The 15,386-nt window shown below is 61.2% G+C and carries 18 protein-coding genes; 10 read left to right on the forward strand and 8 right to left on the reverse strand.

Annotation, left to right across the window (positions count from 1 at the left end; all coding sequences use genetic code 11):
* The first annotated feature begins 54 nt into the window (after window positions 1-54).
* Window positions 55-576: a methylated-DNA--[protein]-cysteine S-methyltransferase gene (locus tag DKY63_RS08500; RefSeq protein ID WP_110967886.1), complete on the forward strand. Its 522-nt coding sequence runs from the start codon at window positions 55-57 to the stop codon at window positions 574-576.
* Window positions 577-735: 159 nt separating this feature from the next.
* Here the strand turns inward: DKY63_RS08500 and DKY63_RS08505 are convergent, their stop codons facing one another.
* Window positions 736-1,173: a hemerythrin domain-containing protein gene (locus DKY63_RS08505; protein ID WP_110963705.1), complete on the reverse strand. Its 438-nt coding sequence runs from the start codon at window positions 1,171-1,173 to the stop codon at window positions 736-738.
* 145 nt (window positions 1,174-1,318) lie between these two features.
* Here DKY63_RS08505 and DKY63_RS08510 point away from each other — a divergent pair, with 145 nt between their 5' ends.
* Entirely contained in the window at window positions 1,319-1,744 is a 426-nt protein-coding gene (locus DKY63_RS08510) for a GNAT family N-acetyltransferase (RefSeq protein WP_110963706.1), read from the forward strand.
* 127 nt (window positions 1,745-1,871) lie between these two features.
* Here DKY63_RS08510 and DKY63_RS08520 read toward each other — a convergent pair whose 3' ends face one another.
* The gene (locus tag DKY63_RS08520; RefSeq protein ID WP_110963707.1) at window positions 1,872-2,222 is read right to left on the reverse strand and encodes a hypothetical protein; all 351 of its coding nucleotides are present in this window, start codon (window positions 2,220-2,222) and stop codon (window positions 1,872-1,874) included.
* A gap of 91 nt (window positions 2,223-2,313) precedes the next feature.
* On the opposite strand from DKY63_RS08520, the gene DKY63_RS08525 reads away from it, so the two are divergent.
* The 7 genes from DKY63_RS08525 to DKY63_RS08555 all read left to right on the forward strand — a co-directional run bounded on the left by DKY63_RS08525 (window position 2,314) and on the right by DKY63_RS08555 (window position 6,305).
* On the forward strand, window positions 2,314-2,643 hold the full coding sequence (locus tag DKY63_RS08525) for a DUF6388 family protein (protein ID WP_110963708.1): 330 nt from the start codon (window positions 2,314-2,316) through the stop codon (window positions 2,641-2,643).
* A gap of 188 nt (window positions 2,644-2,831) precedes the next feature.
* Window positions 2,832-3,224: a sulfurtransferase complex subunit TusD gene (tusD, locus tag DKY63_RS08530; RefSeq protein WP_110963709.1), complete on the forward strand. Its 393-nt coding sequence runs from the start codon at window positions 2,832-2,834 to the stop codon at window positions 3,222-3,224.
* A 3-nt stretch (window positions 3,225-3,227) separates the two neighbouring features.
* Window positions 3,228-3,590, forward strand: coding sequence for a sulfurtransferase complex subunit TusC (tusC, locus tag DKY63_RS08535; protein WP_110963710.1), 363 nt, complete (start codon window positions 3,228-3,230; stop codon window positions 3,588-3,590).
* Complete coding sequence (tusB, locus tag DKY63_RS08540) at window positions 3,590-3,883, forward strand: sulfurtransferase complex subunit TusB (RefSeq protein WP_110963711.1); 294 nt, start codon at window positions 3,590-3,592, stop codon at window positions 3,881-3,883. Before tusC ends, tusB begins: the two co-directional genes overlap by 1 nt.
* Entirely contained in the window at window positions 3,880-4,215 is a 336-nt protein-coding gene (locus DKY63_RS08545; RefSeq protein WP_110963712.1) for a TusE/DsrC/DsvC family sulfur relay protein, read from the forward strand. The genes tusB and DKY63_RS08545 overlap by 4 nt, the downstream gene beginning before the upstream one ends.
* Window positions 4,212-5,213, forward strand: a complete 1,002-nt coding sequence (locus tag DKY63_RS08550) for a glycosyl transferase family protein (RefSeq protein ID WP_110963713.1) — start codon at window positions 4,212-4,214, stop codon at window positions 5,211-5,213. The genes DKY63_RS08545 and DKY63_RS08550 overlap by 4 nt, the downstream gene beginning before the upstream one ends.
* A 90-nt stretch (window positions 5,214-5,303) precedes the next feature.
* Window positions 5,304-6,305, forward strand: coding sequence for a glutathione S-transferase family protein (locus DKY63_RS08555; RefSeq protein WP_110963714.1), 1,002 nt, complete (start codon window positions 5,304-5,306; stop codon window positions 6,303-6,305).
* Window positions 6,306-6,423: 118 nt separating this feature from the next.
* Here DKY63_RS08555 and cysG read toward each other — a convergent pair whose 3' ends face one another.
* The 6 genes from cysG to DKY63_RS08590 all read right to left on the reverse strand — a co-directional run bounded on the left by cysG (window position 6,424) and on the right by DKY63_RS08590 (window position 14,071).
* Window positions 6,424-7,818, reverse strand: a complete 1,395-nt coding sequence (gene cysG / locus DKY63_RS08560) for a siroheme synthase CysG (protein WP_110963715.1) — start codon at window positions 7,816-7,818, stop codon at window positions 6,424-6,426.
* A complete protein-coding gene (gene serS / locus DKY63_RS08565; protein WP_110963716.1) occupies window positions 7,819-9,099 on the reverse strand; it encodes a serine--tRNA ligase in 1,281 nt (426 codons plus the stop codon).
* Window positions 9,100-9,111: 12 nt separating this feature from the next.
* On the reverse strand, window positions 9,112-9,489 hold the full coding sequence (crcB, locus tag DKY63_RS08570; protein ID WP_110963717.1) for a fluoride efflux transporter CrcB: 378 nt from the start codon (window positions 9,487-9,489) through the stop codon (window positions 9,112-9,114).
* Window positions 9,489-10,811: a replication-associated recombination protein A gene (locus DKY63_RS08575; protein WP_110963718.1), complete on the reverse strand. Its 1,323-nt coding sequence runs from the start codon at window positions 10,809-10,811 to the stop codon at window positions 9,489-9,491. Before DKY63_RS08575 ends, crcB begins: the two co-directional genes overlap by 1 nt.
* Window positions 10,812-10,972: 161 nt before the next feature.
* A complete protein-coding gene (lolA, locus tag DKY63_RS08585) occupies window positions 10,973-11,596 on the reverse strand; it encodes an outer membrane lipoprotein chaperone LolA (protein WP_110963719.1) in 624 nt (207 codons plus the stop codon).
* 66 nt (window positions 11,597-11,662) lie between these two features.
* The gene (locus DKY63_RS08590) at window positions 11,663-14,071 is read right to left on the reverse strand and encodes a DNA translocase FtsK (protein ID WP_110963720.1); all 2,409 of its coding nucleotides are present in this window, start codon (window positions 14,069-14,071) and stop codon (window positions 11,663-11,665) included.
* A gap of 316 nt (window positions 14,072-14,387) precedes the next feature.
* Here DKY63_RS08590 and trxB point away from each other — a divergent pair, with 316 nt between their 5' ends.
* Window positions 14,388-15,347 carry a thioredoxin-disulfide reductase gene (trxB, locus tag DKY63_RS08595; RefSeq protein WP_110963721.1) on the forward strand — a complete coding sequence of 320 codons (960 nt, stop codon included), beginning with the start codon at window positions 14,388-14,390 and terminating at the stop codon, window positions 15,345-15,347.
* Window positions 15,348-15,386 lie beyond the last annotated feature (39 nt).

Here is a 15,386-nt window from a genome sequence, read left to right on the forward strand (position 1 = left end):
CCCGGCGAGGCAGTATCCTTAACGCTTGTTCAACAGTTCGGCGTGGCCCTTGGCATGACTTACACGTACATCACCCTGGCGTCCCCGGTCGGCGAGTTGAAGCTGGTGGCGAACGGTTCGCGACTGGCAGCCATCCTCTGGGAAAACGACAAACCGGGCCGGGTGCGCCTTGGGCCCATGAGCGAAGCGCCGGACAATCCGGTGCTGGTGCGCGCCGCCGAGCAGCTACGCGAATATTTCGCCGGCACGCGCCAGCGTTTCGAACTTGAGCTGGATTTTGTCGGTACGCAATTTCAGAAGAAGGTCTGGACGGCGTTGCTGACCATTCCCTTTGGCGAGACGCGCAGCTACAGCCAGATTGCCGAACAGATCGGCAACCCCAGCGCGGTGCGGGCGGTGGGTGCGGCGAACGGCAGGAACCCCATCTCGATCATTGCGCCCTGTCATCGGGTGATTGGAGCGTCGGGGAAACTGACGGGGTTTGCCGGGGGATTGGAGGCGAAGGAGTTGTTGCTGACGCTTGAGGGATGCGAGTGGTCAGGGACAGGCAGGACGGGCGATCTGTTTTCGGATTAACCGCTGGCGCCATTTGCTTCGCCCCCTGTAGGAGCGAGCCTGCTCGCGAAAAACGCCCGGACAACGCAGTCATTCAGGCCGCGCGCGTTATCGTTGACGTCCATCGCGAGCAGGCTCGCTCCTACAGGGGGATGTGAACAGCACAAATGCCGCGCTGGCTCAGTCGAGCTGTGCCTTGAACTCCTTCAGGTATTGATTCGCCAACGTCTCTTTCTGTTTGTCATCGAGCAGCTTGCCTGCCATCTGGAAGAACTTCTGCTCCTCTTCCTTGAGGTGGTGGTGGACTTTCTCCGAGAGTTTCTTCGCCGTCGCCAGCCAGGCCGGACTGGACATTTCGGTCTCGTCCAGTTCCTCCATCATCTCGTCCATTTCGTGATGTTCGGCGATGGCGTGGCGACTGAGGTCGACGCCGTTGTCGAACTCCATCAGCGGGATGTAGAAGTGCCGCTCTTCGGCGGTGGCATGGGCCTGCAGTTCGGACTTGAGCTGTTTGTAGGCTTCGACTCGTTCCGGGGTGTCACCGCTGGTCTTGATCAGCTCTTTGGCGTAGGTACGTTGGCGCTCATGGCTTTCACGCAGGGCTTCGAAGATATTCACGGTGTGTCCTCATCGGTCGCACTCTGGAATGGCGCGTCACAACTAGTGACCGCTGTGCGCTGGCGACGGTTCCACCCGCTTTTGGTGATAGAACATTGATGGTCGGCGCGATAGGCTGCGGGCTCACAGCCATAAGGACATCGCCATGACATTACGTATCGAGTTTTCGCCCACCCCCACGGAAGAAGAGCGCCAGGCCATCCTGCTGCCGCTGCGCGCGTATAACGCGTCGAAGGCTGACGGTGCGATACCCGAGAACATCGCCTTGCTGGTGCGTGATGAAAACGACCAGATTCTTGGCGGGCTTTACGCCCGGCTGTTTTACCAATGGCTGTTCATCGACCTGCTGTCAGTGCCGGAGCAGGCCCGGGGACAAGGCATGGGCACCCGGCTGATGCAGATGGCGGAGGATTTGGCGCGGGAGAGAAAATGCGTGGGATTGTGGCTCGATACCTTTTCGTTCCAGGCGCCGGAGTTCTACAGGAAGTGCGGTTATAGCGAGATCGGGCACATCGCTGATTATCCGCCAGGGCACAAGCACTTCTTCTTTCAGAAGCGTTTGATTTACTGACGCCCTCTGTACCTGTAGGAGCGAGCCTGCTCGCGATTGCGGATTGTCATTCAGCATTGATGGCGGCTGATCCGCCGCCATCGCGAGCAGGCTCGCTCCTACAGGGGTATCGCATCTAGCCTTCAGATCACAGGCAAGTCGCCAACGCCGCCAGCCGGCGCTTGGCGACGAAATCGTCGTGCTGGGCGTAGTAGCTCAACACCGTGCCCGAGGCATCGGTGGTCACGTCGACGAAGGATTCGGCCGAGCGCGTGTACACCGTCGTACCGCCCTTCTCGCGCGGCTCCAGGTAGCCGCTGGCGTCAACGCCGAACACCGCTTCGTCCTGCCAGGAGAACTGCACGCACTGGGCCACGACTTTTTCCGGCTTGTCCGACTTGAGGGTCTTGTACGGGGGGTTGCTGCGGGCGTCGCTCATCACCGAGCCTGCGCAGCCGGCCAACATTGTCGCGGCCAGCGCCACCATCAGAATTCGCATTGCATTCGCTCATGAGAAAAAAAGCGGACTGTACCACTGTGGCGGCCAGTATCGTTCTGCTTTACTGGATGAATCCAGTGAAGGAGCCACCATGGCAGTACCCGAAGAACATCATGAACTGGCGTTGAAGCGCTTTCTCGATGAGCGTCCCGAGCTGCGTGCCGAACTCGACAATCTCAATCCCTTGCTCGCCCAGGCCAAGGGCGAGACCCTCGCGCAGTTTCGCGACGAGCGCCTGCACGAAGCCTTCGAGGCCGAAGCCGAACGCCTTGGGTTGTTTGCCTGGGAGTTGACCCTGCAATTGACGGCCGAATCCCCGGAAGAGTACGAGGCCCAGCGTCGGGAAGTGCACAGGGAAGTGGCGCAAATGGCCCGGATGGATTGGCTGGAGTATTGCGAGCTCTATGGGATAAAACCCTAGCCGGGCTCGCCCTTATATCTTGCATCGCCTGTCCCGGCCTCATCGCGGGCAAGCCCGCTCCCACAGGTTTGGTGTGATCCCCTGTGGGAGCGGGCTTGCCCGCGAATAGGCCAGAGCAGACAACATCGATTTAGCTGACGCGCCGATAAAGCTTTATCATGGCCGCAGTTTCGCTGATCGAGTCCGTTATGAAGTTCGCCATCGCCGTATTTTCCGCCGCCCATGCGCCCTCCTCGCGCCGCGCCTTGCTGTTCGCCCAGGCGCTGCTTGCCGGCGGGCATGAGATTGTCCGGCTGTTTTTCTATCAGGATGGCGTCTACAACGCGTCCGGCAGCGTGGTCACGCCACAGGATGAGCTGGACCTGCCCAAGCAATGGCGTGCCTTTGTCGACGAGCATCAACTGGACGGCGTGGTCTGCATCGCCGCCGCCCTGCGCCGTGGTGTGTTGAACGAGGAAGAAGCCAAGCGCTATCAGCGTGAAGCCGTGGCGGTCGGCAAGCCATGGGAGCTGTCCGGTCTCGGTCAGTTGCATGACGCGGTGCAGGACGCCGACCGCCTGATCTGTTTCGGAGGGGCGTGAAAAATGGCCAAATCCCTATTGATTATCAGCCGTCAGGCGCCGTGGTCCGGCACCTCTGCGCGGGAAGCCCTGGACATCGTGCTGGCGGGCGGCGCCTTCGATCTGCCGATCGGCCTGCTGTTTCTCGATGACGGCGTGTTCCAGCTCGCGTCGAGCCAGAACGCCAAGGCCCTGCAGCAGAAAGACCTGAGTGCCAACTTGCAGGCCTTGCCGATGTTCGGTGTCGAAGAACTCTTTGCCTGCTCCGATAGCGTGGCGCAGCGTGGCCTGGACCCGAGCGCGCTGTCGCTGGCAGAAGCTCAGGTATTGGCTGGCGCTGAAATCACCGCACTCATTGACCGTTACGACCAGGTGATCACCCTCTGATGTCGACTTTGCATGTGTTGTCTCATTCCCCCTTCGGCGACGATCGCCTGGGCAGTTGCCTGCGACTGATCGGTGCCGCCGACGCCTTGCTGCTGTCCGGCGACGCGGCCTATGCCCTGCAGCCGGGTACCGAGCCATTCAAGTCCCTCGAAAGCCGCGGCCTGAAACTCTTTGTCCTGAACGAAGACGCCGAAGCCCGGGCCATTGCGGTGCCGGACTGGGCCGAAGCCATCGATTACCCGGCCTTCGTCGAGCTGTCGATCCACCACGACAAGGTCAACAGTTGGCTATGAACGTATTGACGGTTGGCGCCCGCGCCATCGAACTGGACAAGGACGGCTTCCTCGTCGAATTGAGCGACTGGTCCGCCGACGTCGCCAGTGCCCTGGCGGCCGCCGAAGACATCGAGTTGACCCCGGCCCACTGGGAAGTGCTCGAGCTGCTGCGCAGTTTCTACGCCGAATTCCAGCTATCACCGGCCACTCGCCCGCTGATCAAATACACCGCCTTGAAGCTCGGCCCTGAAAAGGGCAACAGCCTGCACCTGAACCAACTGTTCAAAGGCACCCCCGCCAAACTCGCCGCCAAGTTGGCGGGCCTGCCCAAACCGACGAATTGCCTATGACCGACTACCCGGCACTGACCCTCGAAACGCCCGCTGAACACCCTTTCGCCCAGTTCGTACGGATCCTCGGCAAAGGCAAGCGCGGCGCCCGTGACCTGACCCGAGAAGAAGCCCACCAGGCCATGGGCATGGTGCTCGACGAACAGGTCGAGGAAACCCAGCTCGGCGCGTTCCTGATGCTGTTGCGCCATAAAGAAGAAAGCGCCGAGGAAATGGCCGGGTTCACCGAGGCCTTGCGTGAGCGCTTGCAGGCACCGGCATTGAAGGTCGATCTGGACTGGCCGACCTATGCCGGCAAGAAGCGTCATCTACCGTGGTATCTGCTGGCGGCCAAGTGCCTGGCGCAGAACGGCGTGCGAATTTTCATGCACGGTGGCGGCGCGCACACCGCAGGCCGGCTGTACAGCGAGCAGTTGCTCGAGACATTGCAGATCCCGCTGTGCCGTAACTGGCAGCAGGTGGACGCCGCACTGGATAACGGTGGCCTGGCCTTCATGCCGCTGGTGGACTGGGCACCGCAACTGCAGCGCATGATCGATTTGCGCAACACCCTGGGCCTGCGCTCGCCGATCCATTCCCTGGCGCGCATTCTCAATCCATTAAACGCCCGCTGCGGTCTGCAAAGCATTTTCCACCCCGGTTATCAGGCGGTACATCGCGAGGCCAGCGGCCTGCTCGGCGACACGGCCATCGTGATCAAGGGCGATGGCGGCGAGATCGAGATCAACCCGGACGCCGACAGTCATCTGTACGGCACCACCGGCGGTGAAAGCTGGGATGAAGAATGGCCGCAACTGTCGAGCCAGCGCCACGTGAAACCCGCTTCGCTGGAGATCGAACACCTGAAAGCCGTCTGGCGCGGCGATGTCGTCGACAGCTATCCGCAGATGGCGTTGATGTCGACCATGGCCCTCGCCTTGCGCGGCCTTGGCCAATCCCGCGAGCAGGCCTTTGAAACCGCACAGAAATACTGGGACGCTCGAGACAAATCGATTTAATCGATGATGACTCTTTAGTATTTGCGCTTTTTTATCGAACCTATGGGAATAGACTCTTCTCCAACGCTTATTGGTTGAGGAGTCTTGAACATGGGTTTGCTCGTTGAAGGTCAATGGCAGGACAAGTGGTACGAAAGCAGCAAAGACGGTGCGTTCCAGCGGGAACAGGCGCAGCGGCGCAACTGGGTCACCGCTGACGGCCAGCCTGGCCCGAGCGGTGTCGGTGGCTTTGCTGCCGAAGCCGGTCGCTATCACCTCTATGTGTCCCTGGCCTGTCCGTGGGCCCATCGCACGCTGATCCTGCGCAAGCTCAAGGGGCTGGAAAGTCTGATCGATGTGTCGGTTGTCAGCTGGCTGATGCTGGAAAACGGCTGGACCTTCGACAAAACCCTGGGCTCTACCGGCGACAAGCTCGATCATTTTGACTTCATGCACCAGCGCTACACCGCCGATACGGCCAACTACACCGGCCGCGTGACCGTGCCGGTGCTGTGGGACAAGCAGCAGAAACGCATCGTCAGCAATGAATCGTCGGAAATCATCCGCATGTTCAACAGCGCCTTCGATGACTTGACCGGCAACGACCTGGACTTCTATCCGCAACCACTACGCGCCGAAATCGACGCGCTGAACGAACGGATCTATCCGGCGGTAAACAACGGCGTGTACCGCGCCGGATTTGCCACGTCGCAGCAGGCTTACGAACAAGCCTTCGATGAGGTGTTTGCCGAACTGGATCATCTGGAAAGCGTGTTGGATGCCAATCGTTACCTGGCCGGCGAATACCTGACCGAAGCGGACATCCGCCTGTTCACCACGTTGATTCGCTTTGACGCGGTGTATCACGGGCACTTCAAGTGCAACCTGCGACGGATTGCCGATTATCCGAACCTGTCGAACTGGCTGCGGGAGATGTATCAGTGGCCGGGGATTGCCGAGACCGTGGACTTCACCCACATCAAGAACCACTACTACGGCAGTCACAAGACCATCAACCCGACCGGTGTGGTGCCGAAAGGGCCGGAGCAGAATTTCACCGTGGCTCATGACCGGGCGCGGTTGAGTGGGAAAGGGGTTTGGCGCAGGGCTTGAGATTTGCGCGGGCTTTGAGGGCCTCATCGCGAGCAAGCTATGCTCCCACAGAAGATTTGTGAACGACACGAAACTTATGTGGGAGCAAAGCTTGCTCGCGATGGGGGTGATGCGGTTTCTAAACTTGCCCCTGAGCCCCTTCGAACCACGCCAGCTTCTCGCGCAGTTGCACCACTTCACCCACGATCACCAATGTCGGCGCATGCACTTCATGCTCCGCCACCAGTTGTGGCAGATCCGCCAGGGTGCCGATAAACACCCGCTGATTGACGGTGGTGCCCTGCTGGATCAAGGCCGCTGGAGTATCTGAGCCGCGACCGTGCTTGATCAGCTGTTCACAGATGATCGGCAAGCCCACCAGGCCCATGTAGAACACCAGGGTTTGCGCCGGAGCCACCAGATCGGCCCACGGCAGATCGGTCGTTCCATCTTTGAGGTGACCGGTGACGAACCGCACCGACTGCGCGTAATCGCGGTGGGTCAGCGGAATCCCGGCGTACGCCGCGCAACCGCTGGCTGCGGTGATACCCGGGACCACCTGGAACGGGATGCCATGGGCCGCCAGTTCCTCGATCTCTTCCCCGCCACGCCCGAAGATGAACGGATCACCGCCCTTCAAGCGCACCACGCGCTTACCCGCCTTGGCCAGGTCCACCAGTTGCTGGTTGATCTGGTCCTGCGGCACGGCGTGATCGGCGCGGCGCTTGCCGACGTAGACGCGCTCGGCATCACGACGGCACAACTCCAGAATCGCCGGCGCCACCAGGCGGTCATACAGCACCACGTCAGCCTGCTGCATCAGGCGCAAGGCGCGGAAGGTCAGCAGGTCCGGGTCACCGGGACCGGCACCCACCAGATACACCTCGCCGGTGGCCACCGGAGCTTCGCCATCCACTTTTGCCTGCAGCAGGCGCTCGGCTTCGGCGCCCTGCCCGGCCAGTTGCCGGTCGGCAATCGGGCCCTGGAATACGTCTTCCCAGAACGCCCGGCGCTGCTGGACATCCGGAAAGAGGTTCTTCACTTGATGGCGGAATCGTGCCGCCAGGCCGGCCAGTTGACCGTAGGTGGAAGGAATCCAGGTTTCGATCTTGGCGCGGATCAAGCGCGCCAGCACCGGCGCGTCACCACCGCTGGAAACAGCGATGATCAACGGCGAGCGGTCGACGATGGCCGGGAAGATCACGCTGCACAGGGCCGGCGCGTCCACCACGTTGACCGGCACGCAACGCCGATGGGCATCGGCGGAGACTTGTGCGTTCAAGGACTCGTCGTCGGTGGCGGCAATGATCAGCCCGCAACCGTCCAGATCGGTTTCGACATAGCCACGCGACAGGCACTCGCCACCACTGGCGGCTACCAGTTCGCGCAGTTGCTGTTCGATTTCAGGTGCGACCACCCGCAGCAGCGCACCGGCGTCGGCCAGCAGGCGGGATTTGCGCAAGGCAATTTCCCCCCCACCGACGACCAACACACGACTGCCGCGCAGGTTGTGGAACAGCGGCAGATATTTCATTTAGCCGATGACCTCGAGGCCACCCATGTACGGCTTCAGGACGTCCGGCACGCGGATCGAACCGTCGGCCTGCTGGTAGTTTTCCAGCACCGCCACCAGGGTACGACCGACCGCCAGGCCGGAGCCGTTGAGGGTGTGCACCAGTTCCGGCTTGCCGGTTTCCGGGTTGCGGAAACGCGCCTGCATGCGACGGGCCTGGAAGTCGCCGCAGTTGGAGCACGACGAAATTTCACGGTACTTGTCCTGGCTCGGAATCCACACTTCCAGGTCGTAGGTCTTGACCGCGCTGAAGCCCATGTCGCCGGTGCACAGTGCCAGGGTGCGGTAAGGCAGTTGCAGCAGTTGCAGGACTTTCTCGGCGTTGGCGGTCAGGCTTTCCAGCGCTTCCATCGACTTCGATGGCTCGACGATCTGCACCATCTCGACTTTGTCGAACTGGTGCTGGCGGATCATGCCGCGGGTATCGCGACCCGAAGCACCGGCTTCGCTGCGGAAGCACGGGGTATGGGCGACGAACTTGATCGGCAGCAGTTTCGAATCGACGATTTCGCCGGCGACGATGTTGGTCAGGGACACTTCGGCGGTCGGGATCAGGTACAGGTCGGCTTCGCCTTCGCGAGCGATCTTGAACAGGTCTTCTTCGAACTTCGGCAACTGACCGGTGCCTTGCAGGGCCGGAGCCTGGACCAGATAAGGCGTGTAGGCCTCTTCATAGCCGTGCTCGGTGACGTGCAGGTTGATCATGAATTGCGCAAGGGCGCGGTGCAGGCGGGCGATCGGGCCACGCAGCAGGGCGAAGCGTGCGCCGGACAGCTTGGCGGCGGTTTCGAAGTCCAGCCAGCCGAACTTCTCACCCAGGGCGACGTGGTCCTGGACCGGGAAATCGAAGGCGGTTGGCGTGCCCCAGCGGCGCACTTCGACGTTGCCGTCTTCGTCTTCGCCGACCGGTACCGACTCATGCGGCAGGTTAGGGATGCCGAGCACGATCGCGTCGAGCTCGGTCTGGATCGCGTCCAGTTCGGTCTTGCCGGAAGCCAACTCGCCCGCCATGCGCTCGACGTCAGCCATCAGCGGCGCAATGTCTTCGCCGCGCTGCTTGGCCTGACCGATGGATTTGGAGCGCGCGTTACGTTCAGCCTGCAGTGCTTCGGTGCGGGTCTGGACGGTCTTGCGCTGTTCTTCCAGCGCTTCGATGCGCGCGACGTCCAGGGCAAAGCCACGGGATGCCAGGCGGTCCGCTACGTCCTGAAGGTTGCTACGTAACAGTTTGGAATCGAGCATGTCGGTTTCTCGTCAATATAGTTTGGTCAAGGACAGGCCGGCCCAGGTGGCGAGCAGCCCGCCGAATACGCTGATGGCCGCATAGCCCAGGGCCAGCGGCACCTGCCCGCTTTCCAGCAGGCGCACCGTATCCAGTGAAAAGGATGAAAATGTCGTCAGCCCTCCGAGGAAGCCGACGATCAACCCGGCGCGTACCTCGATCGGTACCTCCGGGCGAATCAAAAACAGGCCGTATAGAACGCCGATCAGCAAACAGCCCACGATATTAACGGCCAGCGTCGCGGTATAGAAGTGCCGCGGCCAATTAGCATTGATCCAGTTACCCGTGGCGAAGCGCAACAAGGTGCCGGCCATCCCGCCGACGGAAACCGCAATGATCAAGGGAACCACTATTTTCTCCGCTGCCGGGGGCTTAGACGATCGAGTTGAGCGAGGTGGTTGAGCTTCTCGCCAATCTTCAGCTCAAGGCCACGGGGCACGGGCTGATAGAACGGGATCGGGTCGAGCTCTTCCGGGAAATAGTCTTCACCGGCGGCGTAGGCATCCGGCTCGTCGTGGGCGTAACGGTATTCGTCGCCGTAGCCCAGTTGCTTCATCAGCTTGGTCGGTGCGTTGCGCAGGTGCAACGGCACTTCCAGCGAACCGTGTTCGGCGGCGGCGCGCAGCGCGGTCTTGAAGCCCATGTACACCGCGTTGCTTTTTGGCGCGCAGGCCAGATAAGTAATGGCCTGGGCCACCGCCAGTTCACCTTCGGGACTGCCCAGGCGTTCCTGCACCTCCCACGCCGCCAGGCACAGGCTCAGGGCACGGGGATCGGCGTTGCCAATGTCTTCGCTGGCCATGCGCACCACGCGCCGGGCCAGATAGAGCGGGTCGCAGCCGCCATCGATCATCCGCGCAAACCAGTACAACGCACCGTCGGGGTTGGAGCCGCGCACCGATTTATGCAGTGCGGAAATCTGGTCGTAGAAGGCTTCGCCGCCCTTGTCGAACCGGCGACGTGTGTCGCCCAGCAGGCTTTGCAGCAGGTCGACGCCGATCTCACCGTTGTCTTCGGCCAGGTCGGAAGCGTTTTCCAGCAGGTTGAGCAAACGCCGGCCATCGCCATCGGCGGCCGACAGCAGCATCTGGAAGCCTTCATCGCTGAGGGTCAGCTTGCGTTTGCCCAAGCCCCGCTCTTCGGTCAGGGCGCGATGCACCAGCTTGCGCAGGGCTGTCTCGTCAAGGCTTTTGAGCACGTAGACGCGGGCGCGGGAGAGCAAGGCGTTGTTGAGTTCGAAGGAGGGGTTTTCCGTGGTCGCGCCGATGAAAATCAGCGTGCCGTCCTCGACATAGGGCAGGAACGCATCCTGCTGGGACTTGTTGAAGCGGTGCACTTCGTCGACGAACAGGATCGTGCGCCGACCGTACTGTGCGGCCTGCTGCTTGGCAATTTCCACCGCCTGACGGATTTCCTTGACCCCCGCCAGTACCGCCGAGACCGTTTCAAAGTGCGCGTCCGAGACCTCCGCCAGCAGCCGCGCCAGGGTGGTTTTGCCCACGCCGGGCGGGCCCCAGAAAATCATCGAATGCAGGGCACCCTGCTCCAGGGCTTCGCGCAAGGGCTTGCCGCGAGCGAGCACATGCTCCTGACCGACGTACTCGTCCAGGTTGGCCGCACGCAGGCGGGCGGCCAGGGGCTGGGAGATCGGGGCGCTGCGAAACAGGTCCATCACTGCTGTTGAAACCTCACTGAGTCCTGATACCAATCAACACGATCCCTGTAGGAGCGAGCACGCTCGCGATGGTCGTCAACGATAACGCTGGCAACCTGACACCCCGCGGCGCGCTCAGGTTAATCGCGAGCATGCTCGCTCCTACAGGGGGCTGCGTTTTATTCCTGGATTACGTCGGCACCTTTCGGAATGTCGAACTTGAACTTGGACGCCGGGATCGGCTCGTTGGCCTTCACGCCGGTGAACAGGATGTTGGTGCGCTGGCCGACGCTGTCGATCAGTTGCATGTCATTGACCAGGCCGTTGCGGAACGACAGGCGCAGGCTGTCGAACAGGGTGTCCTTGGTTTTCGGCTTGAGGGTGAAGTCGATCACCCCGCCGGCTTCCTTGGCGCTGATGTCGAAGCTCTGGCTGATCTTGGACACGTCACCGGACAGCAACAGGGCCGGGGTCTGGGTCAGGCGCACGTCCAGCTTCTTGATGGTCGCCTGCTCCAGGTCCGGGTCCCACAGGGTGACCTTGGCGCCATCGGACACGACCAATTGCTCTTGCGGTGCGTCGGTGTGCCAGTAGAACAGGCCTGGGCGCTGCAACGACATCTGGCCGGCGGTTTCCTGCAACTGGGTGCCGGTGCCGTCGAGGGTCAGCTGGGAGAAACGTGCGCTCAGGGTCTGGGATTTTTCCAGCAGTTGAGTCAGGCGCGCCACGTCCTTGTCATCGGCGTGGGCCGACAGGGTGGTCAAAGCCAGTACCGGCAGCAACAGCATGCGGATAAGACGCATGGGAGTCCTCATAACATTCGTGGGAGTGCGGGCGGCGCCCGGAGGCGCCACCCTTTCAAAATTCGATCAGTCGCGCACCGGGCCGGGGGCCAGGACTTCACGCGAACCGTTGGTGTTCATGGCCGTCACGACCCCTGCCATTTCCATGGCTTCGATCATGCGCGCGGCACGGTTGTAACCGATCTTCAGCTTGCGCTGAACCGCGGAAATGGAAGCGCGGCGGCTTTCCAGAACGAACTGCACGGCTTCGTCATACAGCGCGTCAGCCTCGGGATCGTCACCGTCGCCACCACCGCTGCTGCCTTCAAAGCCGCTGCCGGCCTCTTCGACACCGTTGAGGATGTCGTCGTTGTACTCCGGCGCCCCGCGCAACTTCCAGGCTTCCACCACCCGGTGCACTTCATCGTCGGAAACGAAAGCGCCGTGAACCCGGATCGGCAGGCTGGTGCCCGGCGGCATGTACAGCATGTCACCGTGACCCAGCAGTTGTTCGGCGCCGCCCTGGTCGATAATGGTCCGCGAGTCGATCTTGCTCGATACCTGGAACGCCATGCGGGTCGGGATGTTGGCCTTGATCAGGCCGGTGATCACATCCACCGACGGACGCTGGGTGGCGAGAATCAGGTGGATACCCGCCGCACGCGCCTTCTGGGCGATACGGGCGATCAGCTCTTCAACCTTCTTGCCGACGATCATCATCATGTCGGCGAATTCGTCGACGACCACGACAATGGTCGGCAGCTTCTGCAACAGCGGCGCTTCGTCGTGGATGCTTTCGCGCTTGTACAGCGGATCGCTCAACGGCTCGCCGGCGTCAATGGCTTCCTTGACCTTGGCGTTGAAGCCCGACAGGTTTCGCACACCCATCTTCGCCATCAGTTTGTAGCGTCGTTCCATTTCGGCAACGCTCCAGCGCAGGGCGTTGGCCGCGTCTTTCATATCAGTGACCACAGGGCACAGCAGGTGTGGAATGCCTTCGTAGATCGACAGCTCCAGCATTTTCGGGTCGATCATGATCAGCTTGGCGTCATCCGGGCCGGACTTGAACAAGATCGACAGGATCATCGCGTTCACGCCCACCGACTTACCGGAACCGGTGGTACCGGCCACCAGCAGGTGAGGCATTTTTGCAAGGTCGGTGATGACCGGCTTGCCGCCAATGTCGTGGCCCAGGGCCAGGGTGACCGGTGACTTGAAGTTGTCGTATTCCGGCGTCGACAGCACCTCGGAGAAGCGCACGATCTGCCGGTCTTCGTTGGGAATCTCGATACCGACGGTGGTCTTGCCCGGAATCACTTCCACCACCCGCACGCTGGTCACGGCCAGGGAACGCGCCAGGTCCTTGGCCAGGTTGGCGATGCGGCTGACCTTGACCCCGGCTGCCGGCTGGATTTCGTAACGGGTAATCACCGGACCCGGGTGGATCGAATCCACGGTGACTTCGACGCCGAATTCCTTGAGCTTGATTTCAAGCAAGTGGCCGACCGCAGCCAGGGATTCAGGCGAGTAATTGAGTTGTTTCTTTTCCGCAGGGTCGAGAATCGAGATCGGCGGCAAGGTGCCTTCCACGGCACTGTCGACGAACAACGGCGCCTGTTTCTCTTTCTCCACGCGCTTGCTCGGCGCTGGCGGCTTGATCGGTGCCGGGGCAATCACCGGCGGCACCTGCTTCTCGCGCTCGGACATGTGCTTGCTCAGGGCCTGCTCACGCTCGATCAGGCGCTCCTTGACCTTGGCCTGCTCACGCTTGTCGGGGACGGCCGGCGCGACCACGTCGTGCACGCGATCGTCGACTTCACGCAATTGCGCAACCAGTTGCTTGCGCTCGGTACGGGCCGCCCACCAGCGATTGGCGGCGCCCTGGAACAGTTCGAACAGGTCGAGGGTGATCTTGCCGGTGACGTCCATCACCTTGAACCATGACAGGTCGGTGAACACCGTCAGGCCGAACAGGAACAGGGCGATGAACAGCAGCGTGCTGCCCTGGATGTTCAGGGCGTTCCGGGCCAGATCGCCGAGACTTTCGCCCAGCGCACCGCCAGCGCCGGCGGGCAAGCCGGTCGCGGCATGGAAATGGATATGCGCCAGGGCGGCGCCGGACAGCACCAGAAAGACCAGGCCGATCAGGCGCCAGGAGAACAGCCAGCCGCTCCACTGCCACGGCTCGTGGCGCTGACGGAAGATCTGATAGGCCTTGATCGCCAGCAACAACGGGAAGATGTAAGCGAAGTAACCCAGCACCATGAACAGGATGTCGGCACTGTAGGAGCCCGCCGGCCCGCCGAAATTCTGCACGTCATCGATCTTGCTGTTGTGGCTCCAGCCCGGATCATCCTTGCCATAGGTCAGCAAGGCCATCATCAGGAACAGGCACAACGCACCGATGGCGATCAATGCACCTTCCTTGAGGCGGTAGTGCAATTGCTGGCGCCAGAGCGGAACGACTGTCTTGGGTGCTTCGGTGGATTTCTTCAAAACGCTTCTATTCCTGCGCCAATGGCGCGTCCATCTGATGATTGTCTAAAAACTGCCCAATCCAGGCAGGTAAAAAAGTGAACACGCTCAACCGGGACTACTTTTAACACTGCGCCCCTGCATTTATAAACACGAAGCGCAACGCTACTCTTGTTTCGAGCATTGTTTCAAACACTGTTACAACCGCGCATTGTACGGGTTTGTTCGTCCGATGCCATGTTTGAAACACTGTATGCAGCATAGTCAAAAGCCCATTACATGCGGCTCAATTTGAGCACGCATTTTCTTTTGTGACAAAGGCTTATGAGGTGTTTTTATGAGCGCAGCGCAACATCACCGCCTGATCATTCTCGGCTCCGGCCCTGCCGGTTACAGCGCAGCCGTGTATGCCGCCCGCGCCAACCTCAAACCCGTTGTCATTACCGGCATACAGGCAGGTGGCCAGCTCACCACCACGGTCGAAGTCGACAACTGGCCGGGTGATGTCGAAGGTCTCACCGGCCCGGTCCTGATGGAGCGCATGCAAAGACATGCCGAACGCTTCGATACACAGATCGTTTACGACCACATCCATACGGCCAAGTTGCAGCAACGCCCGTTCGAATTAACCGGCGATAGCGGCACTTATACCTGCGATGCGTTGATTATCGCCACCGGCGCATCCGCGCAATATCTGGGGCTGCCGTCGGAAGAAACTTTTGCCGGCAAGGGGGTCTCCGCCTGCGCGACCTGCGACGGTTTCTTCTATCGCAATCAAATTGTCGCGGTGGTTGGTGGCGGCAATACCGCCGTTGAAGAAGCGTTGTATCTGTCGAATATCGCCAAGGAAGTTCATCTGATCCACCGTCGCGACAAGTTGCGCTCGGAAAAGATTCTTCAGGACAAACTCTTCGACAAAGCCGCCAACGGCAATATTCGCCTGCACTGGAACCAGAATCTCGATGAAGTACTGGGCGATGCCAGCGGCGTGACCGGCGCCCGTCTGCGTGACAGTCACACTGGCGAATTCACCGAACTGGCGGTGGCCGGCGTGTTCATCGCCATCGGCCACAAGCCCAATACCGATCTGTTCGTCGGCCAGCTGGAAATGCGCGATGGGTATCTGCGGGTTTTGGGTGGCAGCGAAGGCGATGCCACCTCGACCGCCATCGCCGGCGTGTTTGCCGCCGGTGATGTGGCCGATCATGTTTATCGCCAGGCAGTGACGTCCGCCGGGGCAGGCTGCATGGCGGCCCTTGACGCGGAAAAATACCTCGACGACATTCCCGTCGCTTGACGGCACACTGGTGGCGGGCTTCGAGCCCGCCACTCCCCT

The sequence above is a fragment of the Pseudomonas putida genome (assembly GCF_003228315.1).
Classification (GTDB): Bacteria; Pseudomonadota; Gammaproteobacteria; order Pseudomonadales; family Pseudomonadaceae; genus Aquipseudomonas; species Aquipseudomonas putida_S.